A 25,165-nucleotide genomic window follows, 5' to 3' on the forward strand; every position below is an offset into this window, starting at 1 on the left:
CCCTACGGACCCGTACGTCTGAGGTCGGACGCGAGAACGGCTCTGAGGTCTGACGCTTCGCGTGGCGTACGTCACTACCTTCGACGGTGTGACTGTGATCGCGACCGAAAGCCTGAGCAAGCGGTTCCCCCGGGTGACCGCGCTCGACCGGCTGTCCGTGGACGTCGGACCCGGTGTGACCGGACTCGTCGGCGCCAACGGAGCCGGCAAGTCCACGCTCATCAAGATCCTTCTGGGTCTCTCGCCCGCCACGGAGGGCCGCGCCGCGGTGCTCGGCCTCGACGTCGCCACCGAGGGCGCCGCCATCCGTGAACGCGTCGGCTACATGCCGGAGCACGATTGCCTGCCACCCGACGTCTCGGCCACCGAGTTCGTCGTGCACATGGCACGCATGTCGGGCCTGCCGCCGACAGCCGCACGCGAGCGCACCGCGGACACCCTGCGCCACGTCGGCCTGTACGAGGAGCGCTACCGCCCCATCGGCGGCTACTCGACCGGCATGAAGCAGCGCGTCAAGCTCGCGCAGGCCCTCGTCCACGACCCGCAGCTGGTCTTCCTCGACGAGCCGACCAACGGCCTCGACCCGGTCGGCCGCGACGACATGCTCGGCCTGATCCGCCGTATCCACACCGACTTCGGCATCTCGGTCCTGGTCACCTCGCACCTGCTGGGCGAGCTGGAGCGCACCTGCGACCACGTCGTGGTCATCGACGGCGGCAAGCTCCTGCGTTCCAGCTCCACCACCGACTTCACCCAGACCACGACCACCCTCGCGATCGAGGTCACCGACACCGACGAGCACCCCGACGGCACCCGCGCGGTGCGCGAGGCGCTCCGCGCGCGGGGGGCCGACGTCCTCGACGGCCACAGCGGCCTGCCGGGCTCGGGCCACATCCTGCTGCTGACCGCACGGGGTGAGGAGACGTACGACCTGGTGCGGGACGTGGTCGCCGACCTCGGCCTCGGCCTGGTGCGCATGGAACAGCGCCGGCACCACATCGCAGAAGTCTTCAAGGACAGCGAAAAGGGCGGCGAAAAGGAGAGCGGCAAGGGCAGCGACAAGGGCAGCGGCAAGGACAGCGACGAGCAGCGGAAGGAGGCCGTCGGCCATGGCGGTTGAACAGCACCCCGTCACCTCCCCGTCAGGTGACCAGAGCCGCATCCACGACATCGGCTACCGCGGGTACGACGGCCCGCGCCTGGGCCGCGCCTACGCCCGCCGCTCTCTCTACTCGCAGTCCCTGCGGGGCGCCTACGGCCTCGGCCGCTCGGTGAAGTCCAAGGTGCTGCCCATGCTGCTGTTCGTGGTGATGTGCGTGCCCGCGGCCATCATGGTCGCCGTCGCGGTCGCCACGAAGTCCAAGGAACTCCCCCTGGACTACACCCGGTACGCGATCGTCATGCAGGCCGTGATCAGCCTGTACGTCGCCTCCCAGGCACCCCAGTCCGTCTCCCGCGACCTGCGCTTCAAGACCGTGCCGCTGTACTTCTCCCGTCCGATCGAGACCGCCGACTACGTGCGCGCCAAGTTCGCCGCGCTCGCCTCGGCGCTGTTCGTCCTCACCGCCGCACCGCTGCTGGTGCTCTACGTGGGCGCCCTGCTGGCCAAGCTGGACTTCGCCGACCAGAGCAAGGGATTCGCCCAGGGACTGGTCTCCGTGGCCCTGCTCTCCCTGCTCCTCGCCGGTATCGGCCTGGTCATCGCCGCCGCCACCCCCCGCCGCGGCTTCGGCATCGCGGCTGTCATCGCCGTCCTGACCATCTCCTACGGCGCGGTCTCCACGCTCCAGGCCATCGCCGACGTCCAGGGCAGCACCGGCGCCATCGCCTGGATCGGCCTGTTCTCGCCGATCACGCTCATCGACGGGGTGCAGTCCGCCTTCCTCGGCGCGACCTCGGCGTTCCCCGGCGGGATCGGCCCCTCGCACGGCGAGGGCGTGGTCTACGTCCTCGTCACCCTCGGCCTGATCGCCGCCTGCTACGGCCTGCTGCTGCGCCGCTACCGGAAGGTGGGACTGTGACCACGCTCTCCCTCGACCACGTCTCCCGCTGGTTCGGCAACGTGGTCGCCGTCAACGACATCACCATGACCATCGGCCCGGGCGTCACCGGCCTGCTCGGCCCGAACGGCGCCGGCAAGTCCACCCTCATCAACATGATGGGCGGCTTCCTCGCCCCCTCCACCGGCACCGTCACCCTCGACGGACAGCAGGTGTGGCGCAACGAGCAGATCTACCGGCACATCGGCATCGTCCCCGAACGCGAGGCGATGTACGACTTCCTCACCGGCCGCGAGTTCGTGGTCGCCAACGCCGAGCTGCACGGCCTGGGCGACAAGGCGGCCCGGAAGGCGCTGGCCACCGTCGAGATGGAGTACGCCCAGGACCGGAAGATCCAGACGTATTCCAAGGGCATGCGCCAGCGCGTGAAGATGGCGAGCGCCCTCGTCCACGACCCGTCGCTGCTGCTGCTGGACGAGCCTTTCAACGGCATGGACCCGCGCCAGCGCATGCACCTCATGGACCTGCTGCGGCGCATGGGTGACGAGGGCCGCACGGTGCTGTTCTCCTCGCACATCCTCGAAGAGGTCGAGCAGTTGGCCCGGCACATCGAGGTCGTCGTTGCCGGACGCCATGCGGCCAGCGGTGACTTCCGCAGGATCCGCCGCCTGATGACCGACCGCCCGCACCGGTACCTGGTGCGCTCCAGCGACGACCGCGCCCTCGCGGCCGCGCTGATCGCCGACCCGTCGACGTCCGGCATCGAGGTCGACCTCGCCGAGGGCGCGTTGCGCATCCAGGCCGTCGACTTCGGCCGCTTCACGGCCCTGCTGCCGAAGGTGGCGCGCGACCACGGCATCCGCCTGCTCACGGTCTCGCCGTCCGACGAGTCCCTCGAGTCCGTCTTCTCGTATCTGGTCGCGGCGTAGGAGGCCGAAGATGTACGACCCCACCGTCGCCCGCCTCACCTACCGGGCCCTGCTCGGCCGTCGCCGGGCCCTCATCCTCGGTGCGCTGCCGCTGCTGCTGATCGCGGTCTCCGTGGTCGTGCGCGCTCTCGCCGGAGCCGACGACCAGACGGCGTCCGACCTGCTCGGCGGGCTCGCGCTCGCCACCATGGTGCCGATCATCGGCGTGATCGCGGGCACCGGCGCGATCGGCCCGGAGATCGACGACGGCTCCGTGGTGTACCTGCTGTCCAAGCCGCTGAAGCGGCCCACGATCATCTTCACCAAGCTGATCGTGGCGATCGCGGTGACGATGGTCTTCTCGGCGCTGCCGACGCTGATCGCGGGCTTCGTCCTCAACGGCAACGGCCAGCAGATCGCCGTCGCCTACACGGTGGCCGCGCTGGTCTCCTCCATCGCCTACGCCGCGCTGTTCCTGCTGCTGGGCACGGTGTCCCGGCACGCGGTGGTCTTCGGCCTCGTCTACGCCCTCGTCTGGGAGGCCCTGTTCGGGTCCCTGGTGCCGGGCGCGCGCACGCTCAGCGTCCAGCAGTGGTCGCTGGCGGTCGCCGACAAGGTCGCCGGCGGGGACCTGATCGTCTCCGACGTCGGCCTGACGACGGCGACGGTCCTGCTGGTCACGGTGACCGTGCTGGCCACCTGGTACGCGGGCCAGAAGCTGCGGGCGCTGACGCTGGCGGGCGAGGAGTGAACGACGGGGGCGGCGCCGACGGACACCGTGCGGCGCCGCTCGCGGCCCGTGCTTCTCGCACGGGGTTCTCTCGCTCTTCTCGCCTCTCTCGCTCAGCCGCTCCGCTGGCTGAGCCGGTCGCTCTCCCGGCCGTTCGACTCGCACAGCCGTTTTATTCAGTGGCGCGCGGTGTGCCCGGACGGCACAGTGGTCGTGTCCGCAGACGCCGGGACGGAACCGGCGTCACGTACGGGGAGAGGAGCGGGACGATGTCCCTGCATGGCAGTCCGTTCCGCTTCCTGCAGGGCAGCCCCCAGCGGGCTCCGGAGTAGTTACCCCTCCGTCGAGTCCGCCCCACACGGGGGACTGCCCGGGGCGGCCGCTTCGAGCACGCGATGTCGCTCTCGCGTGAGGCCGCCCACCCGGAGGATTGGCCGAGTGGTAAGGCACCGGCTTGCTAAGCCGTGGTCGGGTCGGAAGGCCCGCGCACGTTCGATTCGTGCATCCTCCGCGAGACGTTGTCACTGGGACTGGGCCGGGGTGTCGGTCGGCGCTACCGAGAGAAGGCGGCGGAGGGGCGGGAGTTGTCCGGGTGCGGGAGCGTCGTGGCTGGTCGCGCAGTTCCCCGCGCCCCTGATCGCCTGTGGCGATCAAGGGGGCGGTTGGTCTGTGCTCCTGATCGCCTGTGGCGATCGGGGGGCGGGGTTGGCGTGTGACCCCTATCGCTTGCGGCGATCGGTGGTCCCGTGGGCCGTCAGCCCAGCAGTCTTTCGATCACGAGTGCGATTCCGTCCTCCTCGTTGGAGGACGTCACCTCGTCGGCCACCGCGGTGAGTTGCGGGTGGGCGTTGGCCATGGCCACGCCCCGTGCGGCCCAGGCGAACATCGGGATGTCGTTGGGCATGTCGCCGAAGGCGATGGTGTCGGCGGCCTTCAGGCCCAGGCGTCGCGCGGCCACGGAGAGACCGGTGGCCTTGGACAGGCCGAGGGGGAGCAGCTCCACGATGCCCGCGCCGGCCATCGCCACGTCGACGAATCCGCCCGCTGCCTGCCGGGCCGCCTCCGCCAGCTCGTCGTCGGAGAGCCGGGGGTGCTGTATGTAGATCTTGTTGAGCGGCGCGGACCACAGGTCCGACGCGTCGGTGAACGGTGTCGCCGGGAGATTGCCGGTGACCGCGTAGCCGGGGCCGACGAGCACCTCCCCGTCCAGCCCGTCGCGGCTTGCCGCCAGGTACAGCGGACCGACCTCCGCCTCGATCTTGGCGAGGGCCACCCCGGCCAGCTGCCGGTCCAGGGTCACCGACGTCAGCAGGCGGTGTGCGCCGGCGTCGTAGACCTGGGCGCCCTGGGCGCAGACCGCGAGGCCGTCGTAGCCGAGGCTGTCGAGGATGTGCCGCGTCCAGGGGGCGGCGCGGCCGGTCACGACGATGTGGGCGGCCCCCGCCGCGGTGGCCGCGGCGAGGGCGTCACGGGTGCGCCGTGAGATCGACTCGTCGGAGCGCAGCAGCGTCCCGTCGAGGTCGGTCGCGATCAGTCGGTAGGGGAAGCCCGGTGCGGTGGCCTCGCTCACCTGGCCACCGGCTCCAGCACCTCTCGGCCGCCGAGGTACGGGCGCAGCACCTCGGGCACGCGCACGGAGCCGTCGGCCTGCTGGTGGTTCTCCAGGATCGCCACGATCGTGCGCGGAACGGCGCACAGCGTGCCGTTGAGCGTGGCCAGGGGGCGGATCTGCTTGCCCTCGCGGACCCGGATCTGCAGGCGGCGGGACTGGAACTCGGTGCAGTCCGACGTCGAGGTCAGCTCGCGGTACTTGCCCTGGGTCGGGATCCACGCCTCGCAGTCGAACTTGCGGGCGGCCGAGGAGCCCAGGTCACCGGTGGCGACGTCGATCACGCGGAACGGCAGCTCCAGCGAGGTCAGCCACTGCTTCTCCCACTCCAGCAGGCGCTGGTGCTCGGCCTGGGAGTCCTCCGGGGTGACGTACGTGAACATCTCGACCTTGTCGAACTGGTGCACGCGGAAGATGCCCCGGGTGTCCTTGCCGTGCGAGCCGGCCTCGCGGCGGAAGCAGGGGGAGAAGCCCGCGTAGCGCAGCGGCAGGCGCTCGGCCTCGATGATCTCGTCCATGTGGTACGCGGCGAGGGGGACCTCGGAGGTGCCGACGAGGTAGAGGTCGTCCTTGTCGAGGTGGTAGACGTCCTGGGCCGCCTGGCCGAGGAAGCCGGTGCCCGCCATGGACTGGGGGCGCACCAGCGCCGGAGTGAGCATGGGGGTGAAGCCGGCGGCCGTCGCCTGGGCGATCGCCGCGTTCACCAGCGCGAGCTCCAGCAGGGCGCCGACGCCGGTGAGGAAGTAGAAGCGGGAGCCGGAGACCTTGGCGCCGCGTTCGACGTCGATCGCGCCGAGGAGCTGGCCGAGTTCCAGGTGGTCCTTGGGCTCGAAGCCCTCGGTGGCGAAGTCGCGGATCTCGCCGTGCGTCTCCAGGGTGACGAAGTCCTCCTCGCCGCCGACGGGCACGTCGGGGTGGACGAGGTTGCCGAGCCGCAGGAGCAGTTCCTGGGTCTCCTGGTCGGCCGCGTCGCGTTCGGCGTCGGCCGCCTTGACGTCGGACTTGAGCTGCTCGGCGCGCTTGAGCAGCTCGGCCTTCTCGTCCGCGGAGGCCTTGGGGATGAGCTTGCCGAGCTGCTTCTGTTCGGCGCGCAGCTCGTCGAAGCGGACGCCGGACGACCTGCGCCGTTCGTCGGCAGACAGGAGAGCGTCGACGAGCGCGACGTCCTCTCCACGGGCGCGCTGGGACGCGCGCACACGGTCGGGGTCCTCACGGAGCAGGCGAAGGTCAATCACGTGCTCAAGGCTACCGGTGAGGAGTGACGGCTCACGACTCACTATTGCGGCACACGGCTTACAGAGCGATATGGGTCGATTGCCTGATGTGCTTGCGCCGGTCGATCGGAGTGCTGCGTTCCCTGGAGCGGGGCGGGCGTCCGGCACCGGGTTGACCCGATCGCCTTGCGGAGAACGGGACTTGGGAGTCCGTTGTCCACAGGTATCCACACCCGAGGAGAGTTATCCACAGGCTGTGAGGAAAATCTGTGGACATCGGAATTGATCATTCCTGAGGTGGTTCGTGGACCGCGCAATTCCTTGGTCAAACCGTTCCCGCACCCCCTTTCGGGTGGAAATGACTCGCCCCAAAGGGTCGATCGAAGGAAACGGAGGGGCGAAGGGTGATCTGTAGGGTCGGGACCGCCCTTGTGGCCAGAAGGGTGATTTGTCGACCGAATGGCACTTCGTTGTCGACTTGTCCCCAGGTCGAGAAGCCGCCCTGTGGATAACTTCTGTGGACAACGAAGATATGCCGGTCGGACCGGCCCGAGGGCGGTGGGGGCGGTGGGGGGCGGGGCCCCAAAGCAGGCGCGGGGCCCGAAGGGGCGCGTGGCCCGTGGGTCAGAAACGGCCGTCCTGGCAGCGCGCGACCCAGTCCGCCGCCGCCACGAACTCCTCGTCCGAGGTGCCGGGCAGTGGAGCCCCCACATCGGCCGCGGTGACGTTCGCGCGCGGGTACGAGCCGAGGAAGCGCACATCACGGCAGATCCGCTTCAGGCTCATGAGCGCCTCGGCCATCCGCCGGTCGGTGATGTGGCCGGCGGCGTCGATGCAGAAGCAGTAGTTGCCGATGCCCGCGCCGGTCGGGCGGGACTGCAGCACCATCAGGTTGATGCCACGGGTGGCGAACTCGCCCAGCAGGTCCCGCAGCGTGCCGGGGTGGTCGTCGCGCTGCCACAGCACGACGGACGTCTTGTCGGCCCCCGTCGGTGCCGCGGGCCGGGCCGGACGGCCCACCAGCACGAACCGCGTCTGCGCGTTCTCCGCGTCGTGGATCTCGGTCTCCAGGGCCTCCAGGCCGTACCGGGCCGCCGCGAACTCGCCCGCGAAGGCCGCGTCGTAGCGGCCCTCCCGCACCAGACGGGCGCCGTCGGCGTTCGAGGCGGCCGACTCCCACACCACGTCCGGGAGGTTCGCCTTCAGCCAGTTGCGCACCTGCGGCTGCGCGGCCGGGTGCGCGGTGACCGTCTTGATGTCCGACAGCTCGGTGCCGGGCCGGACCAGCAGCGCGAAGGTGATCGACAGCAGCACCTCGCGGTAGATCATCAGCGGCGTGCCGGCGACCAGCTCGTCGAGGGTGGTGGTGATCCCGCCCTCGACGGAGTTCTCGATCGGCACGAACGCGGCCTCGGCCTCTCCCGTGCGCACCGCGTCCAGTGCGGACTGTACGGAGACGTACGGGACCAGCTGCCGGGTCGCCGTTTCGGGCAGCGTGCGCAGGGCGACCTCCGTGAAGGTGCCCTCGGGGCCGAGGTACGCGTAGCTCGCTGGCATGACCTCACCCTAATGGCCCTTGCGGAACCGGACCCACGCATCTCACGTCTGCCGCTCCCCCGAGTGAATCCGCGTGACCTCGACAGCTCTACGAAAGGATCTCGGCAGGTCTCAGGACGCCTCTCGGGCGGCGGTCGCCTTCCTCCCCCCTCAGGCCTCCAGCAGCCGCTGCCCCACGTACTCCCCCTGCGCCGCCCCGCCCGGCACCGCGAAGAAACCGCTCGCCTCGTGGCGGATGTACGCCGACAGGGCGTCCCCGCGGTCCAGCTTGCGCTGCACCGTGACGAAGCCGCGCAACGGGTCCGCCTGCCAGCAGATGAAGAGGAGCCCCGCGTCCGGCACCCCGTCCGCGTCGATGCCGTCGTGGTACGAGAACGGCCGCCGCAGCATGGCCGCGCCCCCGTTCTGGTCGGGCCGGGTGATCCGGGCGTGCGCGTTGAGCGGCACGACCAGGTCGCCGTCGGCGTCGGTCTTCTCCAGGTCCATCTCGGTGGTCTCGGTGCCGCCGGTCAGCGGCGCCCCGTCGGCTTTGCGGCGCCCGATGACCTGCTCCTGCGCCTTGAGCGACAGCTTCTCCCAGTCGTCGAGGAGCATGCGGATGCGGCGTACGACGACGTAGGAGCCGTGGGCCATCCAGGCGGGGTCGTTCGAGCCGGACGCCGGCACGAAGATCCGCTCATCGAAGTCGGCGTCCGTCGAGCGGGGATTGCGGGTGCCGTCCATCTGGCCCATGAGGTTGCGAGTGGTCATGGGGTGGGCGGTGGCGCCCGGCGTGCGGTTGAAGCCGTTCATCTGCCAGCGGACGGTGGCGGCGCTGCCCGCCTCCCTCTGGATCGCGCGCAGGGCGTGGAAGGCCACCAGGGCGTCGTTCGCGCCGATCTGCACCCACAGATCACCGTTGCTGCGGGACTTGTCGAGCTGGTCGGCGGAGAAGTCCGGCAGGGGGTCCAGCGCGACCGGGCGCTGCTTCTCCAGGCCGGTGCGGGTGAAGAAGCTGTAGCCGAAGCCGAAGGTGACGGTCAGTCCGGACGGACCGGCGTCCCGGGCCACGCCGGTGTCGTCGTGCGGTGCCTCCTCGCCTGCCATCAGGCGCCGAGCCGTCTCGGACCAGCGGCGCAGCAGTGCGGCGGCTTCCTTGCGGCCCGCTCCGGCGGCGAGGTCGAAGGCGACCAGGTGTCCGCGTGCCTGGAGGCCCTGGGTGATGCCGGGCTGATGTTTCACGTGGAACATCGCCTGCTCGGAGCCGATCGAGGACAGCGGGGTCGCCTGGGCGGGCGCGGCGGCATACCCGGCGCCCGCACCGGCGGCACCGAGCACGAGCCCGGTGGCACCGGCGGTGCCGAGCAGCTTGCGCCGGGACAGGCTTCCAGGAGCGGAGGCCCCGACGGGGACTGCCTCGGGGGCCGTCCCGCCCTCGGTCTTGGAGTTGGCCGTGCGGTTGGTTCCGGCGTCGGCGTCGGGCGTGCGGGCCGCTCTGGTGGACTGGTCGGGCATGGTGCGGTTCAGCCGATCTGCGCGTTCTTGGAGACGGTCACCTGGTCGATGTCGGAGGTCCGCACGGTCACGGCGATCTTCCATTCGCCGGCCACGGGGATCTGCACTCCGTCCGCCGACCAGTGGCCGGTGGTGATGTGGTCGGGCGCGACGGGCAGCGGCCCGATGTCCTTGGCCTCGAGCGTGAGGGCGATCTTCACCTCGGGGACGTCGAAGGCGCGGCCGTTGGGGCGGGTGACGTAGACATGCATGACGTTGGCGCCGGTCCGCGCGGGATCGAGGTTCACGCTGACCACGCCCTGGCCGTCGGTGGCGCCGGTGTCGAAGGACATGTCGAGGGTCAGGGCGCCGGAGCCGGCCGCCGGGGACGACGAGGCCGCCGTGGCCGCTCTGGCCTCCTGCTCGGTACGACCGGGCTCGGTGGACGTCAGCGCGGTGGTGACGGCGAGCAGCACGACGGCGACGCCCGCCTCGGCGAGCACCGAGCGGCGCAGGCCGAAGCGGTTCGGGTCGGCGTCGCGCTGCCGCTTCTGCCGCGTGGCCTCCACGGCGGCCCGCTGCCGGGCGAGCTGCGCGGTCCGCTCGTCGTCCTTGTCGCAGGCGCCGGTACCGGCCTTTCCGGCCCTGGTACCGGCCTTTCCGGCCCTGGCACCGGTCTTCCCGGCCCTGGCACCGGTCTTCCCGGCCCTGGCACCGGTCTTCCCGGCGCCGGTCTTACCCGTACCGGCTTCCCCGGTACCGGCGGCGTTCTCCGCACCGGCGGCCTTCCCGGCAGCTGCGGCCTTCCCGGCAGCGGCCGTGCTCTTCCCCGTCGCGGTGGTGCCCGCCGTCGTGGCACCGGTCGCCGCCTCGCCGGAGGACACCTTCGCGGAGGCGGGTTCCCGCGCCACGGACCGCGCCGCGACGGACGTCTTCCCGGAGGCGGCCACGGGCGCCGTCCCCGTCATCCGCGTCGTCCACCGCCGTGAGATCCAGGCGAGGCCGACCAGCAGCGCCACCAGCCCGATCTTGACGAGCAGGAGCTGCCCGTAGCGGGTGTCGGCGAAGGCCGACCAGGATCCGAGCTGGCGCCACGACTGGTAGGCGCCGGTCACGACCAGGGCGAGGACGGAGGCGAAGGCGACCTGTGAGAACCGGCGGACGGCCGACGCCTCGACCGGTGCGTCCGAGCGGTACAGCGCCACGAGGAGCGCGCTCAGCCCGCCCAGCCAGACGGCGACGGCCAGCAGGTGCAGGACGTCCACGGGCATCGCGATGCCGGGCTGCAGTCCGGTCGAGGCGTGCTCCGCCATCGCCCAGCTCGCCGCGAGGCCGGCGGCCACGACCGAGCCGCCGACGGCCAGCCCGAAGGTCAGGTCCCGCTTCTCCTCGTCCTCCCGCTTGTCGTACGCGCCGAAGAGCACGGCGATGAACAGCGCGGCCGCTGCGAGCAGCAGCAGCCGGGAGACCAGCGCGGCGCCCGTCTTCGTCCGGAGGACCTGTCCGAGCAGGTCGAGGTCGACGATGTCGGCGACCTTCCCGGTGCCGGTGTAGGAGCCGCGCAGGAGCAGCAGGAACAGGGTGGCCGCGGTGAGCGCGAGCCAGCCGGAGACCACGAGCCGCTGCACGGCCCGCACCCCCGTGCCGCGCGGCCAGCAGGCCAGCACGAACGCGGCCCCGCCGACCATGACGAGGTAGCCGGCGTAGGACACGTACCGTCCGAACCCGTACAGCCCGCCGATGACTCCGCCGCCGGCCTCCTGCGCGGACACCGAGACGCTGGTCTTCGAGGGGGAGCCGATGGAGAACGTGTAGGCGCCGGCGACGGGGTGGCTGTCGGCGGACACCACCTGGTAGGTCACCGTGTACGTGCCGTCGGGCAGCCCCGAGTGCAGTGGCACGGCGTAGGTGGTGCCGCTGACGTGGGTGGGCTCGCCGGTGTCGGCGCGTGTGCCCTTGGGGTCGAGGACGCGCAGGGAGTCGCCGTTCATCGCGACCTGTTCGGAGAAGGTCAGCGACACCTGAGCGGGTGCCTTGTCGACCACCGCCCCCTGCGCGGGGTCGCTGCCGGTCAGCGCGGCGTGCGCGGACGCCGGTCCGGCGCCGGCGAGGAGCGCGCCGGCGACGGCGAGGAACAGCAGCACCAGTGTCCGCACTCCGGCCGCCGTGGCGGTGCCCGGCCTGCGGGTCCTGGGCGTGCCGTTCGGCCTCCGGGCACCGGGGGCGATGGTCTGGCTCACGGTGGTCCTTCCCTCAGTTCCCGGTCTTCGGGGTGTAGGTGGCGGCTTCCACCGGCATCTCGACCTCGACGGTTCCGGACTCGGCGAAGTGCAGTTCCACGATCACCTTCTCGCCCTGGCTCGGCTTGCGCGTCAGCTTCTCGAACATCAGGTGGTTCCCGCCGCTGGCGAGCACGAGCCGGCCGTGCGCGGGCACGTCGAGGGAGTCGGCCTCCTCCATCGCCCCGTCGACCGTCTCGTGGACGGTGACGCTGCCGGCGATGTCACTGCTGACGGAGGTCAGTTCGTCCTTCGTCCCGCCCTCGTTGGTGATCGTAAGGAATCCGGCCGCCATGGAGTCGGAGACGGGCTGCGGCATGTAGGCGCTGCTCACGGACAGGTCGGCCGCCGAGGCGTCGGAGCCGCAGCCCGCGAGGACCAGGCTCCCGGCCAGGACGGCGGTGGCGCAGGCGGTGAACCGCCTCACGGGTTCTGCCCCTTGAGAATCTTGGGCAGGTCCGCGGTGTAGTCGTCGACGGTGGCGTCCTCGCCGTAGAGGAGGTACCCGGCGTCCGTCTTGGGGGAGAAGGCGATGACCTGGGTGCCGTGGGTGGACACCGTCTTGCCGTTCTTGTCCTTGTGCGGTGCCTCGATGGAGATGCCGAGGGTGCGGGCGGCGGTCTGGATGGTGGTGAAGTCACCGGTCAGTCCGACCACCTGCGGGTCGATGCCCTTCAGCCAGGCGCCGAGCGCGGCGGAGGTGTCGCGGTCCGGGTCGGTGGTGACGAACACGACGCGCAGCTCGTCCTGCTCGGCCTGGGACAGCTGCTTCTTCGCCACGGCGATGTTGCTCATCGTCAGTGGGCAGACGTCCGGGCAGTTGGTGTAGCCGAAGTACAGCAGCGTCGGGTGGCCGGCGGTCTCCTTGCGGAGGTCGTACTGCTTGCCCTGGGTGTCGGTCAGCACCAGGTCCGGCTTGGTGAAGGGCTGGTCGAGCACGGTCGCGGCCTGTTGCGAGCCGTCCTCGGCGACGGCGGCGACGGGGCTGGAGCCGCTGTCGTCGCTGCTGCCGCAGGCGGAGAGGGTGAGGGAGGCGGCGGCGAGCAGCGCGGCCGCGGCGAACGTCGTCTTGCGCATGGATGAAAAGTCCCAGATGTAATGATTCCGGTGCGCGCCGGGGTCATGTCCCCGGCGCGCACCACGGACGGCCTACGGACGGCCTACGGAGGCCTGCGGAGGCCTACGGAGGCCTACGGAGGCCTACGGAGGCCTACGGACGGCCTGACGTCAGGAGGCGTCGCCGGTTCCGGTCCGGCGTCGGCCGGCGAGCACGCCGTACGCCACACCGGCGGCGCCGACGACGATGCCGACGACGCCCAGGACGCGGGCGGTGGTGTCGGTGTCGCCGGAGGAGCCGGAGGCCTCGGTCGTGGTGGCGGCGGCCTCGGCGTCGTCGTCCTCCTCAGAAGCGGGGGCGGAGGCGGAGGCGTGGGCGTGGTCGTCGTCGGCCGCGTCGGACAGGGTGAGCACGGGAGCCGGGGTGTCGGGCTCCTCGGCGCCCTCCTCCTGCACCTCGATCCAGCGCACGACCTCCTTGTTGGAGTACGTCTGGATCGCCTTGAAGACGACCTCGTCGGCGTCCTCGGGCAGCGCGCCGACGGAGACCGGGAACTGCTGGATGAAGCCGGGCTGGATGCCCTTGTCCTCCGCGGTCCAGGTGACCTTGGAGACGGCTTCGGTCACCTGCTGTCCGTGCAGCTCCAGCGGCTTGGCCAGCGTGCTCTTGGTGACGACGATCTTCCAGCCGGGGACCGCCTGCGGCAGCACCGAGGCGAGCGGGGTGTCGGTCGGGAAGGTGACCTCCAGCTTGGTGGTCGAGGCGTTGTCACGCTCGTTGGGGACGCGGAAGTTCACGAGGGCGTACCCGCCCTTGGCGGCCGTTCCCTCCGGCTGCACGCTGACGTGCGCGAACGCGGGCGCGGAGAGCACCAGAACGGTGGAGCCGGCGACGGCAGCGGCAGCGGCGAGACGAGAGATCTTCATGACGGCGAAGCACTCCACTCCGAGTGAGGTCTGCGGTGAGGTGGGGCGTGGGCACGGAGAACGTGCGCACGCGCGCGTGCCGCACGACGGCGGCCCCTCCCGGTGTGTCGTGGAGTGACGGGTCGCGTCGCGTCAGGCAGCGAGGACGAGGAGCGCGGCGGCCGGCGGGCCGCGCCTGATCACCGTGTGCTGGAGTGTGTCGGCCGACGGCTTGAGCGGCGTGGACAGGGCGGTGCGCGGGGTGCGCGGGCACCACGCGGGCGTCCCGGGCAGCCCCGCGAGGAGGACGCGGACCAGTGCGAGCGCCCCGCGCAGGGCCCGGACGAGCGCACCTTCGGCGACGCCGTGCGCCGACAGTTCCATCAGCCGCAGCAGGGCGGTGTCGCCGCGCCGCAGCAGCCATCCGGCGGCCACCGCGGCGAGGACGTGACCGAGCAGCATCGGCAGGGAGGGCAGCAGCGACACCGACGAGCCGGCGGTGGACAGGGCGTCCGCGGAATGGTGCATGGCACTCATGCCGACGTCACCGCTCCCACTGCCGGCCGCGGTACCGGTGCCGTTCCCGTAGACCCGTGCCTCGACGAGGATCCGCTGCGCCTGGGCGGGGCTGAGTGCCGCGGCCGTGGTGCCGCACAGCAGCCGTGCGGCCTGTTCGACCAGTGCGGCGTCGGAGACGTCCGCCGTGGTGGCCGCCGCGGTCGTGGTGCCGTGCTGACCCAGTCCGAACAGTGTGTGCAGTACGGTCTGCCCCACCGCGAGCAGCGCGGCGATGCCGGGAAGTGAACGCTCACGTCCGGCGAGCGGCACGACGACCGCGAGGGCCCCGGCGAACCCCGCCCCCAGCGTCCACAGCGGAACGGCGGCGCAAGCGGCCATCGAGTGCCCGGCCCCGGCCAGCACGACGCAGACCGCGGCGAACACCGCGGCCCGCAGCAGCCGGAGAGAACCTCCGGGGCGCGCCGGGCGCCGTTGGGGGTCGGTCATGGCGCGCTCATCATCCCACTGGCCTTACGGCGCCCACACGGCAGGTCCACAACATGCCGGTGGTCCGGAAGATCACCTTTTGGGTTGGGGCGGCGGAAGCGGCCCGAGGCGCTGGAGCAGAGACCGCCGCTCCAGGGCCCCGCAAACGCCCGCATACACCGATTCGGCGCCGTGGCGCATCCCCCATATGGGCGGCATCACGCGGAACCCGCGCTTACCGAAGGGCCCGGGCGGCAATACCTATCGGTATGTCGAGCCGCGGCCAGGAGGCTGGAGCATGAGCATCTGGTGGTCACTCCATCTGCGGCGCGACGCCGCGAGCGTGCCGCTCGCCCGGCGCCTGTTGCTCGGCACCATGGAGACGGCGGGTGTCGACCCGGACGTCTCCTACGACCTCTCCGTCGCCCTCAGCGAGGCCTGCGCCAACGCCGTCGAGCACGGCGGGGGCGCCACGCACGGCGGCTGTTCGGAGGCGTACCGCGTCACCGCCTACCTCGACGGCGAGAAGTGTCGCATCGAGGTCGCCGACTCCGGCCCGGGCTTCGCCGCCGAGCGGCAGGTGCGCCCGTTCCAGGCCTACGAGGTGTCCGGCGCCGACGACGAGACGGGACGCGGCCTGTTCCTCATCCAGGAGCTTGCTGACCACGTGCACATCAGCAACAAGCCGGGGCGGACCGGGGCCGTGGTGAGTTTCGACAAAATGCTCAAATGGCGCAAGGGCGCTCCGCTGATGGCCGTGTGACGGGCCGTGTGACACGGTGGCCGACGCCGGCCGGCCGTCTTCAGGTTCCACAGCTCTCACAGCTTGCTCACAGTCTCACCCCACTTCCCTGACGGGTGGCGTTCCTACGTTCGTCCGTATGACGGGAAACCATGAGAACAAGACGATCACCAGGCGCCGCGCCCTCGCGGTGACCGGCGGCACGGCCGCCGCCGGTGGACTCGCCGTCGTCGGCTACCAGTCGGCGTTCGCCGACACGGCCGTGGAGGGCGAGGCGACCGCCTCGGCCTCGGCCTCGGCCTCGGCGACCTCGACCGGCGGCAGCTGCATGACGCTGATGACGAGCGTCACGGAGGGCCCGTACTACCTCGACGGTGCCTTGGTGCGCAAGGACATCACCGAGGGCAAGAGCGGCGTCCCGCTCACCCTGCGCCTGACCGTCGTCGACGCCACCGACGGCTGCACCCCGGTCCCGGGCGCGGCCGTGGAGATCTGGCACTGCGACGCCTGGGGCTACTACTCCGGCTACACCACCGCCAATCCCGGCGGCTCGGCCCCCGCCGAGAGCGAGGACGGCTCGACCGCGGACGACGACACCTACTTGCGCGGCTACCAGATCGCCAACGCCAACGGGGTCGTCAAGTTCGAGACGATCTTCCCCGGCTGGTACACGCCGCGCACCTGCCACATCCACCTCAAGGTGCACACCGGCGGCCAGAAGGAGGACGGCACCTACGAAGGCGGCAAGGTCAACTACACCGGCCAGCTCTTCTTCGACGACGACATCGCCCAGGAGATCTTCACCCTGGAGCCGTACTCGAAGCACTCCGGCACGTACACCAAGCTCGCCGACGACATGGTCTACGACGACGGTGGCGCCGCCAGCGGCCTGCTCACCCTCAAGGCCGTGAAGAAGGCCGACCCGTCCAAGGGGTACAAGGGGTTCCTGACCGTCGGCATCGACCCGGACGCCGAGAACACCGGCGCGGGCAGCGGCGGCGGTGGCGGCGAGGGCGGCACGCCGCCGGGCGACGCCCCGACCGGCGCCCCGCCGAGCGACGCCCCGTCGGCCTCGACGTCGGCCTCGACGTCGGCCTCGACGTCGGCCTCGGCGTCGGCCTCGACGTCCTCCTCGTCGTCGTAGGACATGGCCGTGACGAGCCGTGAGGACGAGGCGCTCGCACAGGCCGCCGTGTCCGCGTTGACCGGGCAGCTCGCCCTGGCCCCCAAGCCCGGGTTGCCCGACCCGCGTGATCTCTCCGCCCGCGTCACCCGCGTCGACCACCGCGCCCTGCGCTGGTCGGCCAAGGCGCTGGCACCCGGCCTCGCGGCCATGGCCGCCGCCGCCCGCCGCACCGGCGAACCCACGCCCCGGCTCCGAGCCGAGCTGGGCGCGATCGGGCGGTGCACCGAGCACTCGGTGGGGCTGGCCGGCGGCGGGCACCGGGGCGCGCTGTGGACGCTGGGCCTGCTGGTCGCGGCAGCCGCCCTCGATCCCCGCGCGAGGGGCGCCGAGGTCGCCGCCACCGCCAAACGCATCGCCGCCCACACCGACCGGGCCGCCCCTCGGCGCCCGTCGCGGGGCTCGACGGTCTCGGCGAAGTACGGCGCGGCCGGCGCCCGCGGCGAGGCCCGGGCCGGCTTCCCGCACGTCCGCCGTGCCCTGGACGCCTTGGCCAAGGCCCGCACCGCCGGCGCCGACGAGCCCCAGGCCCGCCTCGACGCACTGCTCACCGTGATGTCCACCCTCCAGGACACCGAACTCCTCCACACCGCCGGCCCTGCGGGCCTGCGGCACGTCCAAGCGGGCGCCCGTGCCGTCCTGGAAGCGGGCGGTACGGCGACGGCGGTCGGCCGCGAGGCCCTGTCGGCGTTCGACGCGGACCTCCACGCGCGCGCGTGGAGCCCGCGGGGGAGCGCGGGACTGCTGGCGGGGGCGCTGTTCGTGGACGCGCTGCCGGTGAACACCGCCGCGCCGGCCGCCTGATCCCGCCCGGCGGGGACGTGCGGGTACGCGCCGGAACGTGCGGGTACACGCCGGAACGTGCGGGTACACGCCGGAACGTGCGGGTCCTGCGAGCGGACCGCCCGTTCCGGCGCGGCGCGGCGGCGCGCCTCCGTCTGGGCCGGGAGCCCACGCCCTCCGGCGCGCCGCGGGGGCCGAGCCGGGCCCGCACGCTCTCCGGGATGCCTGAGGGGTCGAGCCGGGTCCGCATGCTCTCCGGCGCGCCTGCGTCCGGGCCGCCGCTGCACGCTCCCCTGGCATGCCGCGGGGGCGGGGCCTGCACGCTCTCCGGGATGCCTGAGGGGCCGAGCCGGGTAGGCGCAGCGCCCCGAGGCGGGGCCCCGGGGCCCCGCCCGGGGCCAACGGCGCCGGGAAGTCCGCACGCTCTCCGGCGCGCCTGCGTCCGGGCCGCCGCTGCACGCTCCCTGGCATGCCGTGGGGGCCGGGCCCGCCCGCTCCCCGGCACGACCGCAGCATCCCGGGAAGAACCGACCGAGGTCCGCTTCAGCGGTCCACCTCAGTGGTGTCCGCCTCAGCGGTCCGATCGGTTCCCGTTCTCGTCCAGCACCTTCGCCAGCACGTCCAACGCGTCGGGATACGCCCGCTCCCGGGGCGTTCCGTAGCCCACCACCAGTCCCTGGGGGCGTGTCCCGGCGCCCTCGTCGGGCGTGTGCCAGTGCTCGCCGAGGCGTCCGACCGCGAGGCCCTCCGCCTCCGCCCGTGCCATCGCCTCCTCCTCGTCGCAGACCTCCACCAGCGCGTGCAGCCCGGCCGCGATCCCGCGTACGCCCCGGCGCGTGCCCAGCCGGTCCAGGAGCAGGTCCCGGCGGCGCCGGTACCGCAGCCGGCAGGCGCGCACATGGCGGTCGTAGGCGTGGCTGTCGATCAGTTCGGTGAGGGCGAGCTGGCCGATGGACTCGGTGTGGTGGTCGCTGTGCAGCTTGGCATCGGCCACGGCGTCGACCAGGTGCGGTGGCAGCACCATCCAGCCCAGGCGCAGCGCGGGCCCGAGCGTCTTGGAGGCGGTGCCCAGGTAGACGACCTCCCCCGGCGCCATTCCCTGGAGTGCGCCGACCGGCTGCCGGTCGTAGCGGAACTCGCCGTCGTAGTCGTCCTCGACGATCAGTGCGCCCCGCGTGCGCGCCCAGTCCGTCAGCGCCCGTCGCCGGGCGGGGTGCAGGGTCACCCCGGTCGGGTACTGGTGCGCCGGCGTGACCACCACGGCCCCGGCGTCCCCCAGCTCCCGCACGCACACTCCCCGCTCGTCGACCGGCACCGGCACCACCTCGCCGCCGTTGTGCCGCACGACGTCCCGGTGGAAGGGCAGCCCCGGGTCCTCCATGGCGATCCGCGTGCCCTCCAGCACCCGGGTGAGCAGCGCGAGTCCCTGGACGGACCCGGAGGTGACCACGATCCGCTCCGGCGGCGCGATGACGCCCCGCGCCCGCTCCAGGTACCGCGACAGCGCCGTGCGCAGTTCCATCCGCCCCCGCGGATCCCCGTAGTCGTAGGCCAGCGAGGGGGCCGTCGCGATGGCGCGGCGCAGCGCCCGCAGCCAGGCGGCCGCCGGGAACGCCCCGACGTCCGGGCTGCCGGGCCGCAGGTCGAAACGCGGTTCACGCGCGCGTGCGCGGGCGTCCGGCGGATCGGCGGTGACGGAGGGCAGCGCGGCGACCCGGGTGCCCGAGCCCTGCCGGGCCGTCAGGTACCCCTCGGCGACGAGCTGGTCGTAGGCGGCCTTCACGGTGTTGCGCGAGAGGCCGGCCTCGGCCGCGAGCCGCCGGGTGGCGGGCAGCCGTGTCCCGGGCGCCAGCCGTCCGTCCCGCACGGCGTCGCGCAGCGCCCGCTCCAGCCCGGCCCGCCGCCCTTCGCCGTCGTCGGACTCCAACAGCAGATCGACTCCGACACCGGGCCAGAAGTCGTTCACGTGGTCCCTCCCCCTCCCCCTAGGTACGTCGTCCGCGGACGATCCGGCCGTGACACCGACCGGACGCGGCGCCGACCGGACACGGCACCGGCCGGACACGGCACCGGCCGGTCCGAAGACGGCCGGTCCGGCGACGGCCGGACACGGCCCTGTCCGGGCACGGCGATGGCCGGGCACCTCACCAGTACCCGGCCATCGTCCCCGTATCAGGCCCGGCGCGAAGCCGTCCGGCACCAGGCCGCGAAGCCGTCCAGTACCAGGCCGCGAAGCCGTCCGGTACCAGGCCGCGAAGCCGTCCGGTACCAGGCAAGGCCGGGAGCCGTCCCGGCGTCAGACCCGGCGTGAAGCCGTCGTCCCGCCGTCCGGTCGTCAGGCCCGGAGCGACGCCATCCAGGTCTCGACCTCGTCGGAGCGCCGCGGCAGCCCGTCGGACAGGTTGCGGTTCCCGTCCTCCGTCACCAGGATGTCGTCCTCGATCCGCACCCCGATCCCGCGGTACTCCTCGGGCACGGTCAGGTCGTCGGCCTGGAAGTACAGTCCGGGCTCGACCGTCAGCACCATGCCGGGCTCCAGCACGCCGTCCACGTACGACTCGGTCCGCGCGGCGGCGCAGTCGTGGACGTCCAGGCCGAGCATGTGCCCGGTGCCGTGCAGCGTCCAGCGCCGCTGGAGACCGAGCTCGAGCACCCGCTCCACGGGGCCCTCGACGAGCCCCCACCCCACGATCCGCTCGGCCAGCACCCGCTGGGCGGCGTCGTGGAAGTCCCGGTACTTCGCGCCGGGCTTGACCGCCGCGATCCCGGCCTCCTGGGCGTCGTAGACGGCGTCGTAGATCTTCTTCTGGATCTCGCTGTACCGGCCGTTGACCGGCAGCGTGCGCGTGACGTCGGCCGTGTAGTACGTGTGCGTCTCCACACCCGCGTCGAGCAGCAGCAGCTCGCCCGAGCGCACGGGCCCGTCGTTGCGCACCCAGTGCAGCGTGCAGGCGTGCGGGCCGGCCGCGGCGATGGTGCCGTAGCCGATGTCGTTGCCCTCCACGCGCGCGCGGAGGAAGAAGGTCCCCTCGATGTAGCGCTCGGAGGTCGCCTCCGCCTTGTCGAGGACCTTGACCACGTCCTCGAAGCCGCGGACCGTCGAGTCGACGGCCTTCTGCAGCTCGCCGATCTCGAAGTCGTCCTTCACCAGACGGGCCTCGGAGAGGAAGACGCGCAGCTCCTGGTCGCGTTCGGCGGTGACCTTGTCGGTCAGCGCGGCCTCGATGCCGGCGTCGTGGCCGCGCACGACCCGCACCGGGCCGGTGGCCTCGCGCAGCGTGCCGGCCAGCTCGCGCACGTCCGCCGCCGGGAGGCCGTAGAGCTTCTCCGCCTCGGTGAGGGAGTGGCGGCGGCCGACCCACAGTTCGCCCTGGCCGGAGAGCCAGAACTCGCCGTTCTCGCGGTCGGAGCGCGGCAGCAGGTAGATCGTCGCGCTGTGGCCCTCTCCCGTCGGCTCCAGGACGAGGACACCGTCCTCGGTCTGGTTGCCGGTGAGGTACGCGTACTCGACTGAGGCACGGAAGGCGTACTCCGTGTCGTTCGAGCGGGTCTTCAGGTTGCCCGCGGGGATCACGAGGCGCTCGCCCGGGAAGCGCGCGGAGAGCGCGGCACGGCGGGCGGCGGTCTCGGCGGCCTGGGGGATCGGCTCCAGGTCCCGCAGCTCCGTGTCGGCCCAGCCGGACTTCATGTTCTCGGCGAGCTCGTCGGACACACCCGGGTACAGGCCGTTCTTGCGCTGCTTGATCGGCTGCTCGCCCGCGTCGCCGGCGGCATCGTCCAGAACAGCTTCCGGGGTCTCCGGAATGAGCTCTTCGGCCACGTTCATCCTCCTAGGTACGGCACTGGGCCCCCTCCATCGTACGGTCGTACAGAAGGGGGCCCAGGGCCCGAGTACCTGTTACTCCGGCTGTCCGGATACCTCGGCTGTCCGGTTACTCCGGCTGTCCGGGGACCTCGGCTGTCCGGGGCCGGCCGGCGTCCTACTCGAAGCGCGCCGCCAGCAGGACGACGTCCTCCGTGCCGCCCGTGGCGTCCTGCCCGTCGGGCAGGACCGTCCGCAGTACGTGGTCGGCGATCGCGCCGGGGTCGTGCCGGAGCGCCCGGGGAACGCCGGCCGCGGCCGCGTGCAGCCGGGCGAAGGCCCGGTCGACGGGGTCGCCGGTGCGGTGCAGCAGCCCGTCGGTGTAGAGCAGAACGGTCTCGCCGGCCTCCGTCTCCAGCTCCGAGCTCGGCGCCTCCCAGCAGGCGAGCATGCCGAGCGGCGCGGAGACGGAGGTCTCGACGAACTCCGTGCGCCGCGCGCCGACGAGCAGCGGCGGGCAGTGGCCGGCGCCCGCCAGGGTGATCCTGCGCAGCTCGGGCTCGCAGTAGGCGAAGAGGGCGGTGGCGGAACGGGCGGGCTCGGTCAGCCGCAGCAGCAGCTCCAGGTCGGACAGGACGGCGACCGGGTCCTCGCCCTCCATCACGGCGTACGCCCTCAGGGAGGCGCGCAGGCGGCCCATCGCGGCGACCGCGCTCGGCCCGGATCCGCTGACCGAGCCGACGGCGAGGCCCAGGGCCGCGTCCGGCAGCGGCAGCGCGTCGAACCAGTCGCCGCCCGCGCGCGGACCGGTGCGGTGCCGGGCGGCGAGCTGGACGCCGGCCACCCTCGGCAGCCGCGAGGGCAGCAGCTCGTCGACCATCGTCGCCATGGCCGCGCGCGTGCGCTCCACCTCGACGATCCGGGCGAGGTGCTCGGCGGCGTGGCGGACGTACAGACGGACCAGGTGGCGTCGGCGCTCGACCGGTTCGGCGGGCTCGTCGTACAGCCAGACGGCGGCACCCAGCCCGCCCGCGCTGTCGGCGGTGAGGGGCAGGGCGTAGCTGGCGGCGTAGCCGAGGCGGGCGGCGACCTCGCGGTGGCGGGGGTGCAGGCCGTCCTCGGCGAACAGGTCGGGCTGGGCGATCCCGTCCTCGCCACCGGGCAGCCCGTCGAGGATCCGGCCGTAGGACAGGGCGCTGCGCGGCACGGTCTCGAGGTGACCGAGATCGGCGCGCCCGAGACCGAGGCCGATCGTGGTGTCCGGGCCGAGGCCGTCGCGGGGTTCCAGGACGACGAGACCGCGCCGGGCCCCCACGAGGGCGGCTCCGGCGTGCAGCAGTTCCTGGAGGGCGTCGGTCAGGGTGTCCGTCCGGGCCAGGCGCTCGGTGAGCTCGTGGAGCGTGGTGAGGTCCGAGACCCAGCCGGCGAGGCGGTCCTGGAGGAGCGCTCCCGCGGCGGGGGGAACGGGTGGGGCGGCCGGGGCGGCGGGCGCGGGCGCGACAGTGTGTGCGGGAGAGGGAACCGTCGAGTCGATTCCAGCCACTTTCGAGGGGTGAGGGGCGTTCATGGCGTCCGGCTCTCGGACCGGTGCGTATTGCGCGAAAACATCGCAAACCCCCATGTCATTCTGCACCGCTGGCGGTGTCTCCACATGTACACGCACTCGTGAGGGGATGTCCAGCATTGTCCTGCGGGGATTGCTGGTGTCCGTGGGACCGGTGGGGTTGTCGCGCACGTGGGTCCGGCTCCCTTGCGAAAAAGCAAAGTTGGCTTAAAAATGCCTCGGGTAAACGGTTATTGCGGTCGACTGGCCTTGCTCCACGGAGCGTCACAGCGGTCGTGATGGGTACGTACTCGGTAAGGACCAGGGGTCGTCGGGAGCCACCCGGAACCTGGTGACCGACCCGGGCGTCTTAGCCATCGACGACCGTGCCCCATCCTCCCGCGGCGGAGGCGGAGAGAACCACGCGCACGGCAAAACGCCAGACTTCGCCACCCCACGCCATGCCCATGTTCGAGATGGGCGCAGTATGGACGGAGTGGCCGCGGAAGCAGCGGACGATCGAACCCCAGGGGTTCCCCTTGTCCATGACAGGGGTGTGATGCGCCAACAGGTACGCACAGTGAAGTGATCGACCCATGGTGTGATGTGGCCCACGGTGTTGCCAGCGGTGCAACGGAAAGGAACGAGCGCTCATGCGCGAGATCCTCGGAAGGCGACGCAGGCTCCTGTCCCAGCGCAGCGACGGGGGGCCTGAGTTGATCGACGCGGCCCTGACCTTCGCGACGGAATGGCAGTGGCCCGTGCTCCCGGGTGTGACGGCGGACCCGCGGGGACGTTCCCGCTGCGGCTGCCCCGACCCGGAGTGCTCGGTGCCCGGCGCTCATCCCTTCGACCCCGACCTCCTCGCGGCCACGACCGACGCCCGCATGGTGCGCTGGTGGTGGACCAACCGCCCGACGGCGCCGATCGTCCTGGCCACCGGTGGCCCGGCCCCCTGCGCGGTCAGCCTGCCCGCCCTCGCCGCCTCCCGCGCGCTCGTGGCGCTGGACCGGCAGGGCATGCGGCTCGGCCCGGTCGTCGCCTCGCCCACCCGCTGGGCGATCCTCGTCCGGCCCTACTCGATGGAGCAGCTGGGCGAGCTGCTGTACGCCAAGGACTTCGTGCCGGGCTCCCTGCGCTTCCACGGCGAGGGCGGCTACCTCGCCCTGCCCCCGTCCGAGACCGGCCAGGGGGAGATCCGCTGGGAGCGTGCCCCGCTGCCCGGCTCGGCCTCGCCCTGGGTGCCCGACGTGGAGGCCGTGGTGGACGCGGTCGTCGACGTCCTCACTCGTACGGGTGTGAGCGCGCCCGAGTTGTGAGGGTGTCGGGCGTGCGCGGAGGGGACGCCCGACTTCGCTCGTTATCTTCCGCTCCATGAACCTTCGTCTGCTCGCCCTCGGGGGCGCTGTGGTGTGCGCGGTCGCACTTCCTCTGGCCATGGCGTCCGCGGGGTCCGTGGGGGACGGCGGGGGGCCGGCGGTGCGGCTGCCCGCGGTGACCGATCGCGGTGCGGTGACCGACAGCCGTACGGGCACCGAGAGCCGGACGGACTCCGACGGCCGTACGGGTACCGGCGGCGGTACGGACGGCGGCCGGTCCACTGACGGCGCCCCGTCCACCGACGGTGGCCGGGGCACGGATGCGGATGGTGACCACCGTGCGGACGGCGACGTCCGTGATGCGGACGGTGACCGCGGAATCGTGGCGGAGGACCGAACGGGAGCAGAGGGTGGGCGCCGAACGGAGGCCGACTCCCGTGCGGACGCCAAGGCGGTCCCCGCCGGTCCGTCCCGCTCCCCCCTGCTGCTCGGCCCCGGCCTGGCCACCGCGGCCCGCTGCGGTCCCGAACTCAGCTCCCCAGACGGTGTCGAGGCGCAGACCTGCGTGCTGGTCCAGGGCGAGGACACATGGGCGCGCACGTACTACCGCAACGCGACCGGCCGGTTCCTGGACGCCGTTCTGAGCTTCATGGAACCCCAGGGGCGCACGGTGCGGATGCGGTGCGCGGTGGGCGCCGACGACGAGCCGGGGACCTGTGAGACGCCCCGTGAGCGCCTCCGGGGCCGGCCGACGGAGTACACGGCGGTCGCGGAGTTCGCCGCGGCGGGCGGTGCCGGGCCGCTGCTGTTGCGGTCCGGCAGCAACTCGTCGAGCGACGCGTCCAGCCACTCGTTCGGCAACATGGCGGGGCGAACGGGGAGTTGAGGGCGCGCGGCTGCCGTGACGGCGTGCGCGGGCATGCGAAGGCCCGGTTGCTGGCGACGGGGGATGCACCAGCAACCGGGCTATTGGAACGGTAACAAGAGATCGGCCCCAGGCAAATTCGATCTCTTGTTTTCATTCCCTTTCCGGACACCGGAAGATGGCCGTTTCCGGCCTCGACTCGCCCTGCCCGA

Annotated in this window: 21 protein-coding genes and 1 tRNA gene; 10 read left to right on the plus strand and 12 right to left on the minus strand. The window is 72.2% G+C overall.

Annotated features, from left to right (window positions below):
• Positions 1-94 precede the first annotated feature (94 nt).
• The 5 genes from ACIP67_RS16310 (at position 95) to ACIP67_RS16330 (ending at position 4,149) form a co-directional block, all read left to right on the plus strand.
• Positions 95-1,120 (plus strand): ABC transporter ATP-binding protein, encoded by a 1,026-nt coding sequence (locus tag ACIP67_RS16310; RefSeq protein ID WP_401692512.1) that lies wholly within the window; start codon positions 95-97, stop codon positions 1,118-1,120.
• Positions 1,110-2,021 (plus strand): ABC transporter permease, encoded by a 912-nt coding sequence (locus ACIP67_RS16315; protein ID WP_401692331.1) that lies wholly within the window; start codon positions 1,110-1,112, stop codon positions 2,019-2,021. Before ACIP67_RS16310 ends, ACIP67_RS16315 begins: the two co-directional genes overlap by 11 nt.
• Entirely contained in the window at positions 2,018-2,929 is a 912-nt protein-coding gene (locus ACIP67_RS16320) for an ABC transporter ATP-binding protein (RefSeq protein ID WP_389518939.1), read from the plus strand. Before ACIP67_RS16315 ends, ACIP67_RS16320 begins: the two co-directional genes overlap by 4 nt.
• A 10-nt stretch (positions 2,930-2,939) precedes the next feature.
• A complete protein-coding gene (locus ACIP67_RS16325) occupies positions 2,940-3,659 on the plus strand; it encodes an ABC transporter permease subunit (protein WP_401692333.1) in 720 nt (239 codons plus the stop codon).
• A gap of 403 nt (positions 3,660-4,062) precedes the next feature.
• Positions 4,063-4,149: transfer RNA gene (locus ACIP67_RS16330), tRNA-Ser, on the plus strand.
• Positions 4,150-4,392: 243 nt separating this feature from the next.
• Here ACIP67_RS16330 and ACIP67_RS16335 read toward each other — a convergent pair.
• From ACIP67_RS16335 to ACIP67_RS16375, 9 genes are all read right to left on the minus strand, one after another.
• Positions 4,393-5,208 carry an HAD family hydrolase gene (locus ACIP67_RS16335; RefSeq protein WP_401692334.1) on the minus strand — a complete coding sequence of 272 codons (816 nt, stop codon included), beginning with the start codon at positions 5,206-5,208 and terminating at the stop codon, positions 4,393-4,395.
• A complete protein-coding gene (gene serS / locus ACIP67_RS16340) occupies positions 5,205-6,482 on the minus strand; it encodes a serine--tRNA ligase (RefSeq protein ID WP_401692335.1) in 1,278 nt (425 codons plus the stop codon). The genes ACIP67_RS16335 and serS overlap by 4 nt, the downstream gene beginning before the upstream one ends.
• A 603-nt stretch (positions 6,483-7,085) precedes the next feature.
• Complete coding sequence (gene pheA, locus ACIP67_RS16345) at positions 7,086-8,018, minus strand: prephenate dehydratase (protein WP_401692336.1); 933 nt, start codon at positions 8,016-8,018, stop codon at positions 7,086-7,088.
• 150 nt (positions 8,019-8,168) lie between these two features.
• Positions 8,169-9,512, minus strand: a complete 1,344-nt coding sequence (gene efeB, locus ACIP67_RS16350) for an iron uptake transporter deferrochelatase/peroxidase subunit (protein ID WP_401692337.1) — start codon at positions 9,510-9,512, stop codon at positions 8,169-8,171.
• A gap of 8 nt (positions 9,513-9,520) precedes the next feature.
• Entirely contained in the window at positions 9,521-11,635 is a 2,115-nt protein-coding gene (locus tag ACIP67_RS16355) for a copper resistance CopC/CopD family protein (protein ID WP_401692513.1), read from the minus strand.
• 109 nt (positions 11,636-11,744) lie between these two features.
• A complete protein-coding gene (locus tag ACIP67_RS16360) occupies positions 11,745-12,197 on the minus strand; it encodes a copper chaperone PCu(A)C (protein ID WP_401692338.1) in 453 nt (150 codons plus the stop codon).
• On the minus strand, positions 12,194-12,847 hold the full coding sequence (locus ACIP67_RS16365) for an SCO family protein (protein WP_401692339.1): 654 nt from the start codon (positions 12,845-12,847) through the stop codon (positions 12,194-12,196). Before ACIP67_RS16365 ends, ACIP67_RS16360 begins: the two co-directional genes overlap by 4 nt.
• Positions 12,848-12,997: 150 nt before the next feature.
• Positions 12,998-13,753, minus strand: coding sequence for a YcnI family protein (locus ACIP67_RS16370; RefSeq protein ID WP_401692340.1), 756 nt, complete (start codon positions 13,751-13,753; stop codon positions 12,998-13,000).
• 132 nt (positions 13,754-13,885) lie between these two features.
• Positions 13,886-14,737 (minus strand): hypothetical protein, encoded by an 852-nt coding sequence (locus ACIP67_RS16375; RefSeq protein WP_401692341.1) that lies wholly within the window; start codon positions 14,735-14,737, stop codon positions 13,886-13,888.
• A 277-nt stretch (positions 14,738-15,014) separates the two neighbouring features.
• Between ACIP67_RS16375 and ACIP67_RS16380 the strand changes: the two genes are divergently transcribed.
• From ACIP67_RS16380 to ACIP67_RS16390, 3 genes are all read left to right on the plus strand, one after another.
• Positions 15,015-15,479, plus strand: a complete 465-nt coding sequence (locus tag ACIP67_RS16380; RefSeq protein ID WP_389518929.1) for an ATP-binding protein — start codon at positions 15,015-15,017, stop codon at positions 15,477-15,479.
• 118 nt (positions 15,480-15,597) lie between these two features.
• Complete coding sequence (locus tag ACIP67_RS16385; RefSeq protein WP_401692342.1) at positions 15,598-16,602, plus strand: intradiol ring-cleavage dioxygenase; 1,005 nt, start codon at positions 15,598-15,600, stop codon at positions 16,600-16,602.
• Positions 16,603-16,611: 9 nt separating this feature from the next.
• Positions 16,612-17,445: a triphosphoribosyl-dephospho-CoA synthase gene (locus ACIP67_RS16390; RefSeq protein ID WP_401692343.1), complete on the plus strand. Its 834-nt coding sequence runs from the start codon at positions 16,612-16,614 to the stop codon at positions 17,443-17,445.
• A gap of 550 nt (positions 17,446-17,995) precedes the next feature.
• On the opposite strand, the gene ACIP67_RS16395 is transcribed toward ACIP67_RS16390, so the two are convergent.
• The 3 genes from ACIP67_RS16395 to ACIP67_RS16405 all read right to left on the minus strand — a co-directional run bounded on the left by ACIP67_RS16395 (position 17,996) and on the right by ACIP67_RS16405 (position 22,910).
• Positions 17,996-19,390: a PLP-dependent aminotransferase family protein gene (locus ACIP67_RS16395; protein ID WP_401692344.1), complete on the minus strand. Its 1,395-nt coding sequence runs from the start codon at positions 19,388-19,390 to the stop codon at positions 17,996-17,998.
• Positions 19,391-19,759: 369 nt separating this feature from the next.
• Positions 19,760-21,250 (minus strand): aminopeptidase P family protein, encoded by a 1,491-nt coding sequence (locus tag ACIP67_RS16400; RefSeq protein ID WP_401692345.1) that lies wholly within the window; start codon positions 21,248-21,250, stop codon positions 19,760-19,762.
• A gap of 154 nt (positions 21,251-21,404) precedes the next feature.
• Positions 21,405-22,910 carry a PP2C family protein-serine/threonine phosphatase gene (locus tag ACIP67_RS16405; protein WP_401692515.1) on the minus strand — a complete coding sequence of 502 codons (1,506 nt, stop codon included), beginning with the start codon at positions 22,908-22,910 and terminating at the stop codon, positions 21,405-21,407.
• A 512-nt stretch (positions 22,911-23,422) separates the two neighbouring features.
• On the opposite strand from ACIP67_RS16405, the gene ACIP67_RS16410 reads away from it, so the two are divergent.
• Positions 23,423-24,088: a bifunctional DNA primase/polymerase gene (locus tag ACIP67_RS16410; protein ID WP_401692347.1), complete on the plus strand. Its 666-nt coding sequence runs from the start codon at positions 23,423-23,425 to the stop codon at positions 24,086-24,088.
• Between the two features lie 55 nt (positions 24,089-24,143).
• Positions 24,144-24,974 carry a hypothetical protein gene (locus ACIP67_RS16415; RefSeq protein ID WP_401692349.1) on the plus strand — a complete coding sequence of 277 codons (831 nt, stop codon included), beginning with the start codon at positions 24,144-24,146 and terminating at the stop codon, positions 24,972-24,974.
• The last annotated feature ends 191 nt before the right edge of the window (positions 24,975-25,165 follow it).

Source organism: Streptomyces sp. NPDC088812 (assembly GCF_044750285.1).
In the GTDB taxonomy this organism is placed as follows: domain Bacteria; phylum Actinomycetota; class Actinomycetes; order Streptomycetales; family Streptomycetaceae; genus Streptomyces.

Coding starts and splice junctions, on each gene's coding strand:
- ACIP67_RS16315 (WP_401692331.1), top strand. CDS start 1,110: ATGGCGGTTGAACAGCACCCCGTCACCTCCCCGTCAGGTGACCAGAGC.
- ACIP67_RS16325 (WP_401692333.1), top strand. CDS start 2,940: ATGTACGACCCCACCGTCGCCCGCCTCACCTACCGGGCCCTGCTCGGC.
- pheA (WP_401692336.1), bottom strand. CDS start 8,018: ATGCCAGCGAGCTACGCGTACCTCGGCCCCGAGGGCACCTTCACGGAG.
- efeB (WP_401692337.1), bottom strand. CDS start 9,512: ATGCCCGACCAGTCCACCAGAGCGGCCCGCACGCCCGACGCCGACGCC.
- ACIP67_RS16365 (WP_401692339.1), bottom strand. CDS start 12,847: ATGCGCAAGACGACGTTCGCCGCGGCCGCGCTGCTCGCCGCCGCCTCC.
- ACIP67_RS16370 (WP_401692340.1), bottom strand. CDS start 13,753: ATGAAGATCTCTCGTCTCGCCGCTGCCGCTGCCGTCGCCGGCTCCACC.
- ACIP67_RS16375 (WP_401692341.1), bottom strand. CDS start 14,737: ATGACCGACCCCCAACGGCGCCCGGCGCGCCCCGGAGGTTCTCTCCGG.
- ACIP67_RS16380 (WP_389518929.1), top strand. CDS start 15,015: ATGAGCATCTGGTGGTCACTCCATCTGCGGCGCGACGCCGCGAGCGTG.
- ACIP67_RS16385 (WP_401692342.1), top strand. CDS start 15,598: ATGACGGGAAACCATGAGAACAAGACGATCACCAGGCGCCGCGCCCTC.
- ACIP67_RS16400 (WP_401692345.1), bottom strand. CDS start 21,250: ATGAACGTGGCCGAAGAGCTCATTCCGGAGACCCCGGAAGCTGTTCTG.
- ACIP67_RS16405 (WP_401692515.1), bottom strand. CDS start 22,910: ATGCTGGACATCCCCTCACGAGTGCGTGTACATGTGGAGACACCGCCA.
- ACIP67_RS16410 (WP_401692347.1), top strand. CDS start 23,423: ATGCGCGAGATCCTCGGAAGGCGACGCAGGCTCCTGTCCCAGCGCAGC.
- ACIP67_RS16415 (WP_401692349.1), top strand. CDS start 24,144: ATGAACCTTCGTCTGCTCGCCCTCGGGGGCGCTGTGGTGTGCGCGGTC.